This is a genomic window from Magnetospira thiophila, assembly GCF_054657015.1.
Window position 1 is genome coordinate 460,200 of the sequence record NZ_BAAHXF010000002.1, and the last position, 14,555, is coordinate 474,754.

The following is a 14,555-nucleotide window of genomic DNA, read 5'->3' on the forward strand; positions in this document are numbered from 1 at the left end:
ATCAACCAAAACCAACGGGGGAGGGGACATGAGCGACGAAACGGTAAAATATCTGTTGTCCGAGGATCGCATTCCGAAGGATTGGTACAACGTGCTGGCCGATCTGCCGGTGCCCATGGCGCCGGTGCTGCATCCGGGAACCGGCCAGCCGATCGGGCCGGAGGATCTGGCGCCGCTGTTTCCCATGGCCTGTATCGCCCAGGAAGTCTCCACCGAACGGCATATTGAGATTCCCGGGCCGGTGCGTGAGGTCTATCGTCAGTGGCGGCCATCGCCGCTATACCGGGCGCGCCGCCTGGAGAAGGCCCTCGATACCCCGGCCCATATTTACTACAAATACGAAGGCGTCAGCCCGTCCGGCTCGCATAAACCCAATACGGCGGTGGCGCAGGCCTTCTATAACGCCGCGGAAGGGGTCAAGAAACTGACCACCGAGACCGGGGCCGGGCAATGGGGCTCCTCGTTGGCCTATGCCGGTCATCTGTTCGGGTTGCAGGTGGACGTCTACATGGTGAAGGTGTCCTATCATCAAAAACCCTATCGCCGCGCCTTGATGGAAGCCTACGGGGCGCGTTGTGTGCCCAGCCCCTCCATGGAGACGGCCTCCGGTCGTGCCGTCCTGGAGAAGGACCCCAACTCCAATGGCTCGTTGGGCATCGCCATTTCCGAGGCGGTGGAACTGGCGGCGCAGCGGGACGACACCAAATATTCCCTGGGCTCGGTGCTCAATCACGTCTTGCTGCATCAGACGGTGATCGGCGTCGAAGCCATCGAACAGATGGCCATGGCCGGTGAGCAGCCGGATGTGGTGATCGGTTGCGCCGGGGGCGGTTCCAACTTCGGCGGTTTGGCTTTCCCCTTTGTCGGTAAGAAAATCCGCGACGGCATGAACGTGCGCATCGTGGCTGTCGAACCGGCGGCCTGTCCGACCCTGACTCGCGGCACCTTTGCTTACGATTTCGGCGATACGGCCCACCTGACCCCGCTGGTCAAGATGCATACCCTGGGCTCCTCCTTCATGCCGCCGGGTTTCCATGCCGGGGGATTGCGCTATCATGGCATGTCGCCCATCGTCAGCCACCTGCTCGACCAGGGACTGATTGAGGCGGTGTCCCATCACCAGACCGGCTGCTTCGAGGCCGGGGTGGCCTTCGCCCGTGCCGAGGGCATCATCCCGGCTCCGGAATCCACCCATGCGGTCAAGGAAGCGGTGGACGAGGCCCTGCGCTGCAAGGCCGAGGGGGTATCGCGCAACATCCTGTTCAACCTGTCCGGCCATGGTCATTTCGATATGGCGGCCTATACGGACTACTTCGCCGGCAAGCTGGAAGACCGCGACTATGATCCGGCGGCGCTCCAGGAAGCGCTCAACGGCCTGCCGCAAGTGGCGGCGGAATAGGTCATTCATTTTTTGTGAGGGCGGGAGTCCGAGGACTTCCGCCCTGCAAGTCCAAGTTAACAAATGCAATTGGAATTTTCGGTGTCTGATCAGTCCGTTCCGCGCCCGCTGCCGCTGCTTCGCCCGTTCACCGGGCTGCGTCCCCATCCCGATCAGGCTGCCGATGTGGCTGCCCCTCCCTATGACGTGGTAAGCTTCGAGGAGGCGGCGGCGCTGGCCCGGGGTAAGCCATCGAGTTTTCTGCATATATCACGTCCGGAAATCGACCTGCCCGAGGGCACCGATCCTTATGCGCCGGAGGTCTACGCGACCGGGGCGGTCAATCTGCGCCGCTTGATTGACCAAGGAGTGATCGTCCGCGACGAGATCCCGACCTATTCCGCCTATCGTCTGAGCATGGGCGATCATGTGCAGACCGGGATCGTCGGCGCGGCCTCAGTGGCGGCCTACGATGCCAACCGCATTCGCAAGCACGAACTGACCCGTCCGGCCAAGGAAGACGACCGGGTACGGCAAATCGACACGGTCAATGCGCAGACCGGGCCGGTGCTGCTGGCCCATCGCCCTGACAACCGTTTGACGGCGCTGCTCAAGCGGGTGACGGCGTTCCCCGTCAGTTACGAGGTGACCGACGAGGCCGGGGTGACCCATAGCCTGTGGGTGATCTTCGAGTCGGAGATCTGTGATCAAATCACCGAGATTTTCGAGTCCATGCCAGCGATTTATATCGCCGATGGACATCATCGTTCGGCCGCCGCGTCGCGGGTGGCCCAGGCCCGGCGTGAAGCTGCCCCGGCGCCACAGGGGGACGAGCCCTATGAGTCGTTCCTGGCCGTTTCCTTTCCCAGCGATCATATGCGTATTCTGGATTACAACCGGATTGTCCGCGATCTGAACGGCCTTACGACCGACGCTTTTCTGGAGCGACTGACCGGCGCATTTCACGTGACGCCCTCTGTTGGAATGTTCAAGCCGTCCGCCAAGGGCCATTTCGGCATGTATCTGGGCGGCACATGGTACGGCCTGACCCTCAAGGAGCCGGTTCCCGAGGACCCCAAGGCGGGCCTTGATGTCAGTCTGTTGACCGACCGGCTGCTCGATCCGATCCTCGGCATCACCGATCTACGCCGGGATTCGCGGATTGATTTCGTCGGCGGCATTCGCGGTCTGGAGGGGTTGCAGGCGCGGGTGGATGACGACGGCTGGGCCGTTGCTTTTGCCCTCTATCCGACCGCCATGGAGGAATTGATGGCGGTGGCCGAGGCGGGGGAGATCATGCCGCCCAAATCCACCTGGTTCGAGCCCAAGCTGGCCGACGGTTTGGTCTCCAACCCGTTGGATTGATCAGCCCGTCAGCAGACTCATTTCCACGTCTCCGGCATCGCAGAAGACTTCCAGCGCCCCTATGGTATGGGCCATGGCCTCGCGCAGGCCGGGCGCGTCTCCAAAGCCGATCAATACCATCAACAGGTTTTGGGTCGTGAGATCAATACAGGTACGTTCGGAATCAGAGGTCGGGCTACCGAACGGGCCATCGTCGTCGGCAAAGATCGGCAATCCTTCCAGATTCAGCGGTCCGCGACCGATACCGGCGTAGCTCTCGCCCGCTGCGGCGCGGCGGAATTGAATCGCTCCCCGCACCTTACTCAGGTCATAGGCGCCGATGGAATAGCCGGTGCGGATGGAAATCAGGTTGTTCACGTCGACCACCGTATTGACCCGATAAATGTCCTTGCCCGACTGCACCCGTCGCAACAACGCTTCGGCGGACGGGCGGTAGCGGGCCGGGTCCTTGCCCAGGGCGCGATAGGCCTTGCGGGTGCCTTCGATGGGCGGCCATTGGGAGATGGGGGTCTGTTCAATCTGTTGGTGGGCGATTTGGATCTCATCGTCCAGGGCGCGTTCCAGGTCCGGGTGGCTTTCTTGCACCCGCAAACGGCACCCCAGCCCCCCCAGGGAGACAGTAATGTTTCGTTGCGCGAAATCGTCGGATATGGTGATCGGTATCATCTGTCTCGGGGGTGCCCCAATCGGGTGAAGGGTCCAGCTCCTCAGTCGTGGTATGACGATCTCATGACAAAATCAAATGACATTCTGCTGCTCGCCGGACCGACCGCCAGCGGCAAGACGGCGTTGGCGCTGGATATTGCCGCCGAATTCGGGGCCACCATCATCAATGCCGACAGCATGCAAATTTATCGGGAATTGAAGATCATTACCGCCCGTCCGACCCCTGAGGAGGAGGCGCAGGCCCCGCACAGCCTCTATGGCTGCCTGTCCGGTCGGGAGGCCTGTTCGGTGGCCCACTGGCTGGATCTGGCGCTGAGCGAGATTCAGTTATGCTGGGAGTCCGGGAGATTGCCGCTGCTGGTCGGCGGCACCGGGCTGTATCTCAAGGCGCTGGTCGAGGGCCTGTCGCCCATTCCGGCGGTGGATGACGGAGTGCGTCAGGAGGCGTCGTCGCTGTTCGACGACTTGGGCGGCGCGGCCTTCCGGCTCCATCTGGCGGACTTGGACCCTGAAAGCGCCGCCCGACTGCCCGACGGCGACCGACAGCGGCTGATTCGCGCCTATGAGGTGGTTCGGGGGACCGGTCGCAGCCTATCCCAATGGCAGAAAGACTATCCGCCGCAGTCCCCTTTACCCGGAGTACGGTTCACCAGATTGCTCCTGGAGCCGCCGCGCGAGGTGCTCTATGCCCGCTGTGACCGGCGGTTCGATGCCATGTTGGCACAGGGGGGCTTGCAGGAAGTGGCAGCCCTGGCGGCCCTGGACCTCGATCCCGACCTGCCGATCATGAAGGCGGTGGGGGTCCCGGCGCTGCTCGGCCTGTGGCGGGGGGATTTGTCCGAGGCCGAGGCCCGTGCGGCGGCGCAGCGGGCGACCCGCCAATATGCCAAGCGGCAGACCACCTGGTTTCGCCATCAGATGAAGGCCGAGCAGGTGGCGAGGCACCCCAATATTCCGCAGGTCCGCGACGACCTGTTGACCTATCTTGGGGCACGGTTGCATGGTAGCCCGAACGGCTGAACAAGGAGAATGAAAATGCGGAAAGCGCTACTGGTGGTGACGGGCGTGCTATTGGCGGGGATGCCGGTGGCTCAGGCGGGGCCGTTCGATACCCTGATGCAAGGGGTGCTGGGCGGCGGCGCGAACAAGTCCACGGGCAACGACTCCCTGATCCTGGGCAATGAAGATCTGATCGCCGGACTGAAAGAGGCCTTGCGCGTCGGCACCGAGACGGTGGTCGGCCAACTGGGCCGCCCGGACGGATTCAACGCCGATCCGCAAGTTCATATTCCGTTGCCCAAGGCCCTTTCCGATGCCAAGAGCCTGTTGGGCGGCCTGGGCCTGTCGGGCACCCTCGACGACCTGGAGCTGCGCATGAACAGGGCCGCCGAGCAGGCGACGCCGCAGGCCAAGCAACTGTTCTGGAATGCCATCACGGCCATGAGCCTGGATGATGCCAAGGCCATTTACGACGGGCCGGAGGACGCGGCGACCCGCTATTTCCAGGGCCATATGACCCCGGAACTGAAATCCGCGATGCGGCCCATCGTCGAGGAAAACATTGCCCAGGTCGGGGCGGTGCAGCTCTATCAGCAGGTGGTGGCGCGGGTGAAAACCGTGCCCTTCGCGCCGCAACTCAATCTGGATCTGACCGACCATGTGCTGGAAGAAGCCATTGGCGGCATGTTCCTGTATCTGGCCCGCGAGGAAGCGGCAATCCGTCAGCAACCGGCCAAGCGGGTGACCGAAATTCTGCAACGCACTTTTGGAAATTAGGAGGATAAGTTTCATGATTTTGACCACCACCACTGCCGACACGGTCGAAGGCCGTCAAGTCACCCAGGTGCTCGGAATCGTCGCCGGACATGCGGTGATGGGTACCAATTTCTTCAAGGATCTGTTCGCCGGCGTGCGCGATTTCATCGGGGGCCGATCCGGTTCCTACGAGAAGGAATTGCGCAAGGCCAAGGAATTGGCGCTTGAGGATCTGGTGGAAGAGGCGAAGGAAATGGGGGCCGATGCGGTCATCGGCATCGACCTGGATTACGACACCATCGGCGGCGACGAAAAGACTCTGTTGATGGTCAGCGCCAACGGCACGGCGGTCAAGCTGGGCTGAGGACGCACTTTCAAAAAAAGGGCACCTCGCTGTTCGGGGTGCCCTTTTTTTCGTTTATAGCGCGTCGCGGTCGGTTTCCCCGGTGCGGATGCGGACCGCCTGTTCCAGATCCAGGACGAAGATCTTGCCGTCGCCGATCTTGTCGGTGTGCGCCCCCTTGCTGATGGCGTCGATGGTGCTTTCCACGTATTCGTCCGGCACGGCGATTTCCAGTTTCAGCTTGGGCACGAACTGGATGTGATATTCGGCCCCGCGATAAATCTCGGTTTGGCCTTTTTGCCGCCCGTAGCCCCGAACCTCGGAGACCGTGGCACCGGTGATGCCGAGGTCGCGCAGATTATCCTGCACTTCTTCGATCTTGGCCGGCTTGATGATGGCTATGATCAGTTTCATGGGTTGTCCCTTGGTAAGAATGCTCTTGGCATTAATTGAAATCGTAGGCCCGTTCGCCGTATTCCGTCAAATCCACGCCCTCGGTTTCTTCCGACGGGTCCACGCGCAGGCCGAAAATCCCAGCCAGAGCCTTGAATATCAGGAACGTCAAAAGCGAGGACCAGACGACCGCGATGAGGATTCCCGCCGCCTGGGACGCCAACTGGCTGCCCACGGAGACGCCGTCGCCCAGCCCCATGCCGCCCAGGGAGGGCAGGGCCAGCACCGCCAACATCAGCGATCCGAGGATGCCGCCGACTCCATGAACGGCGAAAACGTCCAGCGAATCGTCGATGTGCCAGCGCATTTTGATGGTGTTTACCGCCACATAGCAGACGCCGCCGCCGACCAGACCGCAGATCATGCCGCCCAGCGGGCCGACGAAGCCCGAGGCCGGGGTCACCGTTGCCAGCCCGGCGACCATGCCGGTGACGATGCCGACCAGGGTCGGTTTGCCGTATTGACGCCATTCCATCGCCATCCAGGTCAGCGAGGCGACGGCGGCGGACAGATGGGTCACCGCGATGGCCATGCCCGCGCCGCCATTGGCCGCCAGGGCGCTGCCGCCGTTGAAGCCGAACCAGCCGACCCACAGCATGGCCGCTCCAGTCATCACCATGCCGGGGGAATGGGGCGGTTGCAGATGGTTCGGGAAGCCCTTGCGCGGGCCGATCATGAGGGCCGCCACCAACGCCGCCGAACCTGCCGTCGCATGAACCACGATGCCGCCCGCGAAATCCTTGACCCCGACGCCGAACAACTCGCCGAACAGGCCGCCGTCGCTCATCATGCCGCCGCCCCAGATCCAATGCACCGCTGGCGCATAGACGAGCAGCATCCACAGGCCGCTGAAGGCCATGGTGGTGGTGAACTTGGCCCGTTCGACGAAGGCCCCGAGGATAAGTGCCGGGGTGATGATGGCGAAGGTCATCTGAAACATCATGAAAACCACTTCCGGCAAGGCACCGGAGGTCGACTCAGGAGTCATCCCGGACAGGAAGAGCTTGTCCATGCCGCCGACGATGCCGCCGCCGACTGTGCCGAACGCCATGCTGTAGCCAATGACCACCCAGAGGATGGAGGAAATGCAGGCCACGGTGAAACAATGCATCAGCACGCTGAGGGTATTGCGGGCCCGCACCAGACCCGCATAAAACAGCGCCAGGCCGGGCAGGGTCATGAACAGCACCAAAGCGGTAGCAGTAATGATCCAGGCCGTATGACCGCTGTCCACGCCTTCGGCAGCATGGGCCGTGGCGGACCAGAGGGTCGCCAGCCCGCCCAGAAGCAGCGCGACAGGGAGCGCTTTCGCACATTTACTCATCATGATCTTTCCCCCTTGGGGGCGTCCGGATCGAGAAGTCCGGTAGCCCAATATCAATGTCTGCCTAAGCAGTACGCAGTTTTGACAAACAGAAGGGAGTCCGGTCAAGGGAGGACCGAGTTGGGGAGTCATAAAAATGCGAATTTGCACAAAATTGGTGCAAATTGATTGGGTGGGTGATCTGGTTGCCTTCTTGCACAACGGAGACCGGACGCTACAATCGGTCGTCACGAAGCCTTAGAGGGGCGAAAATTTTCGATGGCTCATTTTGTGCGTCGACTTTGGAAACGCTTTCACAAGACCGCCAAGCCGTCGCCCGAGGCCGAGGCGCCCAAGCCGCCCCATTGGTCGGAACGCCTGGAGGGTTTCACCCAGACCCTGGACGATGTTCTGGACAGCACGCCGCCGGATTTGGGGACGGCGGTCCACGTCATCAGCCTGTCGGCGTTTCGCGAGGTGGTGGGGGATGCCTGGGAGCGTCTGGCCCCCAAGGTTCAGTTGATGAGCGAGAACCTGATCCAGAAATATCTCGACCCGAAAGACATTTACCAGCAACCGGCAGAGGATATGTTCGTTCTCGCCTTTCCCGCCAAGACGCCGGATTCGGCGCATTTCAAGGCGCGCGAGATCACCATTGATCTGGGTAATCGTTTGATGGGCTCGCATTTCGATCCGGGCGGCGGGGCGCTGGTCCATACGGCGGAGGTCCCCACCGCGCAGGCCTTCGGCCCCGACGGCGAGGTCAGGCTGGACGTTCTCGCCGCCTCGGTCACCGAGGTGCGGGCGCGCGAGCCCAAGCCCGCTACCCTCAAGGCGGCCATGGCATTGGATCTGGGTATGTTCGATCTGGGCAGCAACGTGGTGCAGGCCCGCTATCGGCCGATATGGGATGCGCGGGTGGCGCGAATCGTCGGCTACCGATGCATTCCGATCCGCGAGGTGGAGGGGCGCAAGACGTCCGATGGGGCCTTCTATCCAGCCAATGCCGGGGTGGATTTTCTGTGTGACCTGGATCGCGACCTGCTCGACTTGGTGGCCCGGATTTATGCCCCGGCGGAGGCGCAACGGACGGACGTGATCCTGCCCATTCATGCGATGACCGTGCTGAGCGGCGGTCGGGATCGAATCAATGACTGTTTGCAGGGAATTCCCGGGCATTGTACGCGCCGCCATCTGATTTTCGAGGCGGTGGGGGCGGGCAACGAAATCCTGGCCCGCGATGTACTCGACGTGCTGCGCCCGATTGGCGGCGGGGTACTGCTGCGCCTCAGCCCCTCGTCGCCCGATCCGCTGGTTCTGCTGCGCGCCGGGGCCGACGGGGTGGGCGGCATGTGGACCGAAGGCGGCGTGCGCCGCAAGCTGCATCAGAGCCTGCAAGACGCCCCCCATGCGGTGGCCTACTTGTGGAACATGCCGGATCGCAAGTCGGTCGCGGCGTCTTTGCAGGCGGGCATTTCACTGTTTGAAGGTGCGGGAGTGGCCCCGGTCACCCTCAAGGCCCCCGGCCGCACGGGGCCGCTTTCCAAGGCCAAAATCATTTTGTCCGACGGAGAAGGAGAATCTTAAGTTTGTGCGGCGCACACTTGCTTAGAGCCCTGGAAAAGGGCATAACCACAACTCACGATTCAGACTCCCTCAAACGAATTCGAGGAAGCGGAGACAGTCGATAATGAAAATTGCCATTCCCAAGGAAAGGCGTGCTGGCGAAAAACGCGTGGCCGCCTCACCGGATACGATCAAGAAATTGGTTGCTCTCGGTTTCGACGTCGCGGTGGAAAAGGGGGCCGGAGCCGGTGCCTCGTTCACCGATGACGCCTTCAAGGCTGCCGGAGCCAGCATTGCCGCCAAGGCCGACACCCTGCTCAAGGGGGCCGATGTGGTGCTCAAGGTGCAAGGCCCGATGGTCGGCGGCAAGGATGACGAACTGTCGGCCTATGAAAAAGGCACCGTGGTTATCGCCCGCATGGACGCGCTGACCAATGCCGAGACCATGAAAGCCTACGCGGAGGCCGGTCTGACCGCTTTCGCCATGGAATTGATGCCACGCATCACCCGTGCGCAGAGCATGGATATCCTGTCGTCGCAGTCCAACCTGTCCGGCTACAAGGCGGTGTTGGACGGGGCCTCGGAATTCGGACGCGGTTTCCCGATGATGATGACGGCTGCGGGCACCATTCCCCCGGCCAAGGTCTTCATCATGGGCGTCGGCGTCGCCGGATTGCAGGCCATCGCCACGGCCAAGCGTCTCGGCGCGGTGGTGACCGCCACCGACGTGCGCCCGGCGACCAAGGAACAGGTGGAAAGCCTGGGCGGCAAGTTCCTGGTGGTCGATCCGGAAATGGAAAAGGACGCCCAGACGGCGGGCGGCTACGCCAAGGAAATGCCGCCGGAATATTACGCCAAGCAAAAGGCGGTGGTGGCCGAGCATATCAAGAAGCAGGACATGGTCATCACCACGGCCCTGATTCCCGGACGCCCGGCCCCGGAACTGATCACCGAGGACATGGTCAAATCCATGAAGCAGGGATCGGTCATCGTCGATCTGGCGGTGGAAATGGGCGGCAATTGCAAGCTGGCGCAACTGGGCAAGGTCATCGTCAAGCACGGGGTGACCATCGTCGGTCACGACAATGTCCCGTCCCGACTGGCCGAGGACGCCAGCTCCCTGTTCGCCAAGAACCTGTTCAATTTCATCACCCCTCACGTGAACAAGGACAGCAAGACGCTGGCTTTCGATTGGGACGACGAGACGGTGAAGGGAACATTGATCTGCAAGGACGGCGGGCTGGTCCATCCAGCACTGACCGGGGAGGGCAAGTAACATGGACGCAACCAAGCTCGCCGAACAGGCCATGCAGATGGCCGCCCAGGCCAAGGAAATGGCCGAGGAGGCCCTGCGACTGGGCAACGAGACCGCCGCCGCTGCTTTGAGCGCCTCCAATGGTGCTTCGACGATGGTCGAGAATGTGGCCGGTGTCAGCCACAGCACGCCGTTCCTGTTTTTGTTTTCGGTTTTCGTGCTGGCGGTTTTCGTCGGTTACTACGTGGTCTGGAGCGTCACTCCGGCCCTGCATTCACCGCTCATGGGCGTCACCAACGCCATTTCCTCGGTCATCATCGTCGGGGCCTTGCTGGCCGCCGGACCGGATGGCTACGGCTTTTCCAAGATCATGGGCTTCCTGGCTGTGACTCTGGCCTCCGTCAACATCTTCGGCGGATTCATCGTCACCCAACGGATGTTGTCCATGTTCAAGAAAAAAGAACGGAAATAGGAGAGGGCCGGACCCATGAGTGGAATGGAAAATATCACGGGCTTCGCCTATCTGGCCGCGTCCGTCCTGTTCATCCTGGCGCTGCGGGGCCTGAGTTCGCCGGAAACGGCGCGCAAGGGCAACCTGTTCGGCGTCGTCGGTATGCTGATCGCCGTCATCACCACCCTGGTGCAGCCGGGCGTCATCAGCTACTGGATGATCATCGTCGGCATGCTCATCGGTGGATCGCTGGGGACTGTCATTGCCCTGCGCATTCAGATGACGGCATTGCCACAGTTGGTCGCCGCCTTTCACAGTCTGGTCGGTCTGGCCGCCGTGCTGGTGGCCGCCGCAGCGCTCTACAACCCGGAAGCCTATGGCATTGGCATCGCTGGACAGATTCATGCCGGATCGCTGGTGGAAATGTCCCTGGGCACGGCCATCGGCGCCATTACCTTCTCCGGCTCGCTGATCGCCTTCGCCAAGCTGCAAGGGCTGATGAGCGGCAATCCCATCGTGTTCAAGGGCCAACATGCGCTGAACGCCCTGCTGGCTGTGATCATGGTGGTGCTGGTCGTCTGGTTCTCCTCCGAGGAAGCCTATACGGCTTTCTGGCTGCTGGCTCTGCTGGCCTTCGTGCTCGGTTTCCTGATCATCGTGCCCATCGGCGGGGCCGATATGCCGGTGGTAGTCTCAATGCTCAACTCCTATTCCGGTTGGGCGGCCTGCGGCATCGGCTTCACCCTGTCCAACATGGCGCTGATCGTCACCGGCGCGCTGGTCGGCTCGTCCGGTGCCATCCTGTCCTACATCATGTGCAAGGGTATGAACCGCTCAATCTTCAACGTTCTGTTGGGCGGCTTCGGCGGTGATAGCGGCGGGGCCGGGGCGAGTGCCCGCGACCCCAACAAACAGGCCAAGGCCGGTTCGGCGGACGATGCGGCTTTTATCATGTCCAATGCCTCCAAGGTCATCATCGTGCCCGGCTACGGCATGGCGGTGGCGCAGGCCCAGCACGCGGTGCGTGAGATGGCCGATCTGCTGAAGAAAGAGGGCGTGGAAGTGGCCTATGCCATTCATCCGGTGGCCGGTCGCATGCCCGGTCACATGAATGTGCTGCTGGCCGAAGCCAACATTCCCTATGACGAAGTGTTCGAGTTGGAGGATATCAATCACGAATTCTCCACCGCCGACGTGGCTTATGTGATCGGGGCCAACGATGTCACCAATCCGGTGGCGCGCACCGATCCGCAAAGCCCCATCGCCGGGATGCCGATCCTCGACGTGGACAAGGCGGGAACGGTGCTGTTCGTCAAGCGCTCCCTGTCGCCCGGCTATGCCGGGGTGGACAACCCGCTGTTCTACGAAGACAAGACCATGATGCTGTTCGGCGATGCCAAGAAGATGACCGAACAGATCGTTCAGGCCCTCGGCTGACCGACCAGGGTCAGACAAAAAAACGGCGGAGCTTGCGGGCTCCGCCGTTTTTGTATGGGAATTTTATTTGACTGCGATGGCGACTTGCATCACATGTTCGCCGCCTGGAGCGACGGTGACCACATCCGGCCCGGCATTGGTGGTCTCGACGCAGAGCATGGACTTGTAGTCGTCGTCGCCCAGGTCGGCCATGGCTTGGGCGGTGGCGGCCCAGGGGTTCCAGACCACGGCGCTGGCGCTGCCTTGCGAGGTCAGGGCGAGCGTGCGGCCCAGCGCCTGGTCCTCGATGCTCAGATGGGGGCCGACGCCGGTATAGATGCGGTCGGTCTCGCCGGAAATGGTCACTGCCCCCGCTTGCGGCTTCTCGGTGCTGTTGTCCATCTTGTCGATGTAGGTGCAGCCCTCGAGCCCCAGCACCCGGGCCTGGGCGATGTCGCCAACCCGGAAGTAGCTGTGCAGAGCCTGAGTGAGGGGGAACGCCTCGGTGCCCCTGTTGCGGGTGATCAGGGCCACCTCCAGGGTCGCTCCGATGATCGCCCGCAGTTCCAGTTCGAAGGAATGCGGCCAGATGGCGCGGGTCTCTTCCGTGTCGCTCAGGCCGAGGCGAATCTCGATGGTCCCATCAGGCCGCTCGGCGGTGCTCAACAGGCTCCAAGCCCGGTTGCGCACGAAGCCATGGCCGGGGCGTCCCAGGCCGTCCGGGTCGGGGCCGAACCAGGGCCAACAGACCGGCAGCCCGCCCTTGATTGCCTTGCCCGGCGCGTAATAGGCCTGCTGGCTGAGGAACAGCAGGTCCTCGGTCTGTCCGGTCGGGCGATAGGCCAGCACCTGACCGGCGTAGGGCGACACCCGGGCGGTGGCCAGGGCGGTGCTCACATCGAGCATGGTCAGACCGCCGGGGCCTTCGACCAGGGTCAGTTTCCCGGCAATGCCGAAATCGGTGTTCAGTTGGTCGATGGTCATTTCGTCAGTCCTCCAATCGGCACCAGACAGGGGTATGGTCACTGGGTTTTTCCCAGCCGCGCGGGGTGCGGTCGATGCCCGACTCGGCAAGCCGGTCGGCGGCCTGGGGGGAGAGTAGAAGGTGATCTATGCGCACGCCCAGATCTTTCTGCCAGCCGCCGCCGCGATAGTCCCACCAGGTATAGCGCCCGGGCTCTGGGTGTTGGCTTTTGAAGGCATCGGTCAGGCCGAGCCACAGCAGTTTGCGGAACGCGGCACGGCTGGCCGGAAGGCACAGGGCATCATCGGCCCAGCCCTTGGGGTCGTGGCAGTCGGCATCTTCCGGGGCGACGTTGTAATCGCCGCCGAGAACCAGAGGTTCCTCGGTTTGCAATAGGCTGCGAGCATGATCGTAGAGCCGCGCCATCCAATCGAGCTTGTAGGCATATTTGTCATCGCCGCCGTTGCCGTTGGGCAGATAGATTGCCGCCACCCGCAGGCCGCCGGTGCGGGCCTCCAGATAGCGCGCTTGTTCATCGTCCGGGGCACCGGGCAGGGTGCGCTGCAAGACCTTGATGGGCGTTTTGGAGAGGACTGCCACGCCGTTGTAGGTCTTCTGGCCGACGGTGGCCACCTCATAGCCCAGGCCATTCACTTCCAGGGTCGGGAAGTTCTCGTCGAGGCATTTGATTTCCTGCAACAGGGCCACGTCCGGGGCCGCCTGTTGCAGCCAATCGAGCAGGTGGGGCAGGCGGGCCTTGACTGAGTTGACGTTCCAGGTGGCGATGGTCGGCATGGGCGGTTCCTCCTGGTCCATCTTGTAGCACGCTCCCTCTTGGAAGACAGTCCCCATCGGCTTATCTTGAGAGGATGAAAACGCTCCTGTTGACACTGTTGCTGATGACTGTCGGTGTTCCGGTGAACGCCGCCCCGGCCCGCTGTCCGGGCGGCGACAGCCTGATCGACGTCACCCTGACCAGTGATCGCGGCGGCGTGCGCTTCTACAATACCAAGACCTTGAACGACCTGCGACGGCTGACCGGGGCCGGCAACTACGCCGATGGCACCCAGGTACTTGGCCTGACCCGGCGGCTGCTGGATTACCGGTTGCAGGCCCGCACCCGCACCGAAACCAACGACGGACGGCAGTTCTGCGTCTCCCTGTCGAAAGTGGATCTGCATCTGGGATTCAAGGATTTCGAGGTCTATATCGCCCGCCGCTACCAGCCCGGCAGTTGCGCCTATCGGGTGACCAAGGAACATGAACTGACCCATGTGGCCCTGTACCGGCGCGAACTCAACGATTCCCTGGAATCCTTCAAGGCCCGGGCGATCAACGCCGCCATGCGGGTGCCGGTGGTCTGGACCCACGACCCCAACGCCGCCACCCAGGCCATGCTCAACGACCTTTACCGGTCCCTGGAAAAAGATTTCCAGGCCCTGGAAGACCGCATGGACTGGGCCAACAGCCAGATCGACACCCCCGCCGCCTACCGGCGCGAACATAGCAAGTGCGAGGATTGGTGAGAGGGCAGGGGCTCTTCGCCTACCCTGTTTCCCCCCGACTCTTAGGGATGACGGTGCGTTTTTCGGGTGGCAAAGACGCCTCCAGATTGACGAAAGGCTGAAAAAGCAGAACCC

The 14,555-nt window shown here is 62.4% G+C and carries 15 protein-coding genes; 10 read left to right on the top strand and 5 right to left on the bottom strand.

Translation table 11 applies throughout. From position 1 onward, the window contains the following. Positions 1-28 precede the first annotated feature (28 nt). Together ACYQ1P_RS11805 and ACYQ1P_RS11810 are read left to right on the top strand one after the other, a co-directional pair. The gene (locus ACYQ1P_RS11805) at positions 29-1,399 is read left to right on the top strand and encodes a TrpB-like pyridoxal phosphate-dependent enzyme (RefSeq protein WP_460020556.1); all 1,371 of its coding nucleotides are present in this window, start codon (positions 29-31) and stop codon (positions 1,397-1,399) included. A gap of 81 nt (positions 1,400-1,480) precedes the next feature. Further along, complete coding sequence (locus tag ACYQ1P_RS11810) at positions 1,481-2,743, top strand: DUF1015 domain-containing protein (protein WP_460020557.1); 1,263 nt, start codon at positions 1,481-1,483, stop codon at positions 2,741-2,743. Here ACYQ1P_RS11810 and ACYQ1P_RS11815 read toward each other — a convergent pair whose 3' ends face one another. Continuing rightward, the gene (locus ACYQ1P_RS11815; RefSeq protein WP_460020558.1) at positions 2,744-3,409 is read right to left on the bottom strand and encodes a B3/B4 domain-containing protein; all 666 of its coding nucleotides are present in this window, start codon (positions 3,407-3,409) and stop codon (positions 2,744-2,746) included. It lies immediately after the preceding gene. Between the two features lie 63 nt (positions 3,410-3,472). On the opposite strand from ACYQ1P_RS11815, the gene miaA reads away from it, so the two are divergent. The 3 genes from miaA to ACYQ1P_RS11830 are packed head-to-tail and all read left to right on the top strand — an operon-like array spanning position 3,473 to position 5,528. After that, the gene (gene miaA, locus ACYQ1P_RS11820; protein ID WP_460020559.1) at positions 3,473-4,429 is read left to right on the top strand and encodes a tRNA (adenosine(37)-N6)-dimethylallyltransferase MiaA; all 957 of its coding nucleotides are present in this window, start codon (positions 3,473-3,475) and stop codon (positions 4,427-4,429) included. A 15-nt stretch (positions 4,430-4,444) separates the two neighbouring features. After that, positions 4,445-5,185: a DUF4197 domain-containing protein gene (locus ACYQ1P_RS11825; RefSeq protein ID WP_460020560.1), complete on the top strand. Its 741-nt coding sequence runs from the start codon at positions 4,445-4,447 to the stop codon at positions 5,183-5,185. 13 nt (positions 5,186-5,198) lie between these two features. After that, positions 5,199-5,528, top strand: a complete 330-nt coding sequence (locus ACYQ1P_RS11830) for a YbjQ family protein (protein ID WP_460020561.1) — start codon at positions 5,199-5,201, stop codon at positions 5,526-5,528. Positions 5,529-5,582: 54 nt separating this feature from the next. Here ACYQ1P_RS11830 and ACYQ1P_RS11835 read toward each other — a convergent pair whose 3' ends face one another. Then, entirely contained in the window at positions 5,583-5,921 is a 339-nt protein-coding gene (locus tag ACYQ1P_RS11835) for a P-II family nitrogen regulator (protein ID WP_460020562.1), read from the bottom strand. Positions 5,922-5,952: 31 nt separating this feature from the next. Then, complete coding sequence (locus ACYQ1P_RS11840; RefSeq protein ID WP_460020563.1) at positions 5,953-7,287, bottom strand: ammonium transporter; 1,335 nt, start codon at positions 7,285-7,287, stop codon at positions 5,953-5,955. Between the two features lie 255 nt (positions 7,288-7,542). On the opposite strand from ACYQ1P_RS11840, the gene ACYQ1P_RS11845 reads away from it, so the two are divergent. The 4 genes from ACYQ1P_RS11845 to ACYQ1P_RS11860 all read left to right on the top strand — a co-directional run bounded on the left by ACYQ1P_RS11845 (position 7,543) and on the right by ACYQ1P_RS11860 (position 11,972). Then, a complete protein-coding gene (locus tag ACYQ1P_RS11845) occupies positions 7,543-8,850 on the top strand; it encodes a hypothetical protein (protein ID WP_460020564.1) in 1,308 nt (435 codons plus the stop codon). Positions 8,851-8,953: 103 nt separating this feature from the next. After that, on the top strand, positions 8,954-10,105 hold the full coding sequence (locus ACYQ1P_RS11850) for a Re/Si-specific NAD(P)(+) transhydrogenase subunit alpha (RefSeq protein ID WP_460020565.1): 1,152 nt from the start codon (positions 8,954-8,956) through the stop codon (positions 10,103-10,105). Positions 10,106-10,136: 31 nt separating this feature from the next. After that, complete coding sequence (locus ACYQ1P_RS11855; protein WP_460021642.1) at positions 10,137-10,556, top strand: NAD(P) transhydrogenase subunit alpha part 2; 420 nt, start codon at positions 10,137-10,139, stop codon at positions 10,554-10,556. Positions 10,557-10,580: 24 nt separating this feature from the next. Further along, positions 10,581-11,972, top strand: coding sequence for an NAD(P)(+) transhydrogenase (Re/Si-specific) subunit beta (locus ACYQ1P_RS11860; RefSeq protein WP_460021643.1), 1,392 nt, complete (start codon positions 10,581-10,583; stop codon positions 11,970-11,972). 63 nt (positions 11,973-12,035) lie between these two features. Here ACYQ1P_RS11860 and ACYQ1P_RS11865 read toward each other — a convergent pair whose 3' ends face one another. Both ACYQ1P_RS11865 and xth read right to left on the bottom strand, forming a co-directional pair. Then, a complete protein-coding gene (locus tag ACYQ1P_RS11865; protein WP_460020566.1) occupies positions 12,036-12,935 on the bottom strand; it encodes a D-hexose-6-phosphate mutarotase in 900 nt (299 codons plus the stop codon). Between the two features lie 4 nt (positions 12,936-12,939). Further along, positions 12,940-13,731, bottom strand: a complete 792-nt coding sequence (xth, locus tag ACYQ1P_RS11870) for an exodeoxyribonuclease III (RefSeq protein WP_460020567.1) — start codon at positions 13,729-13,731, stop codon at positions 12,940-12,942. A 53-nt stretch (positions 13,732-13,784) separates the two neighbouring features. Between xth and ACYQ1P_RS11875 the strand changes: the two genes are divergently transcribed. After that, entirely contained in the window at positions 13,785-14,441 is a 657-nt protein-coding gene (locus tag ACYQ1P_RS11875) for a hypothetical protein (RefSeq protein WP_460020568.1), read from the top strand. Positions 14,442-14,555 lie beyond the last annotated feature (114 nt).

What these genes read in the sequence shown, in the direction of transcription:
- ACYQ1P_RS11805 (WP_460020556.1), top strand. Translation starts at nt 29, where the DNA reads ATGAGCGACGAAACGGTAAAATATCTGTTGTCCGAGGATCGCATTCCG.
- ACYQ1P_RS11815 (WP_460020558.1), bottom strand. Translation starts at nt 3,409, where the DNA reads ATGATACCGATCACCATATCCGACGATTTCGCGCAACGAAACATTACT.
- miaA (WP_460020559.1), top strand. Translation starts at nt 3,473, where the DNA reads ATGACAAAATCAAATGACATTCTGCTGCTCGCCGGACCGACCGCCAGC.
- ACYQ1P_RS11825 (WP_460020560.1), top strand. Translation starts at nt 4,445, where the DNA reads ATGCGGAAAGCGCTACTGGTGGTGACGGGCGTGCTATTGGCGGGGATG.
- ACYQ1P_RS11830 (WP_460020561.1), top strand. Translation starts at nt 5,199, where the DNA reads ATGATTTTGACCACCACCACTGCCGACACGGTCGAAGGCCGTCAAGTC.
- ACYQ1P_RS11835 (WP_460020562.1), bottom strand. Translation starts at nt 5,921, where the DNA reads ATGAAACTGATCATAGCCATCATCAAGCCGGCCAAGATCGAAGAAGTG.
- ACYQ1P_RS11840 (WP_460020563.1), bottom strand. Translation starts at nt 7,287, where the DNA reads ATGATGAGTAAATGTGCGAAAGCGCTCCCTGTCGCGCTGCTTCTGGGC.
- ACYQ1P_RS11845 (WP_460020564.1), top strand. Translation starts at nt 7,543, where the DNA reads ATGGCTCATTTTGTGCGTCGACTTTGGAAACGCTTTCACAAGACCGCC.
- ACYQ1P_RS11850 (WP_460020565.1), top strand. Translation starts at nt 8,954, where the DNA reads ATGAAAATTGCCATTCCCAAGGAAAGGCGTGCTGGCGAAAAACGCGTG.
- ACYQ1P_RS11855 (WP_460021642.1), top strand. Translation starts at nt 10,137, where the DNA reads ATGCAGATGGCCGCCCAGGCCAAGGAAATGGCCGAGGAGGCCCTGCGA.
- ACYQ1P_RS11860 (WP_460021643.1), top strand. Translation starts at nt 10,581, where the DNA reads ATGGAAAATATCACGGGCTTCGCCTATCTGGCCGCGTCCGTCCTGTTC.
- ACYQ1P_RS11865 (WP_460020566.1), bottom strand. Translation starts at nt 12,935, where the DNA reads ATGACCATCGACCAACTGAACACCGATTTCGGCATTGCCGGGAAACTG.
- xth (WP_460020567.1), bottom strand. Translation starts at nt 13,731, where the DNA reads ATGGACCAGGAGGAACCGCCCATGCCGACCATCGCCACCTGGAACGTC.
- ACYQ1P_RS11875 (WP_460020568.1), top strand. Translation starts at nt 13,785, where the DNA reads ATGAAAACGCTCCTGTTGACACTGTTGCTGATGACTGTCGGTGTTCCG.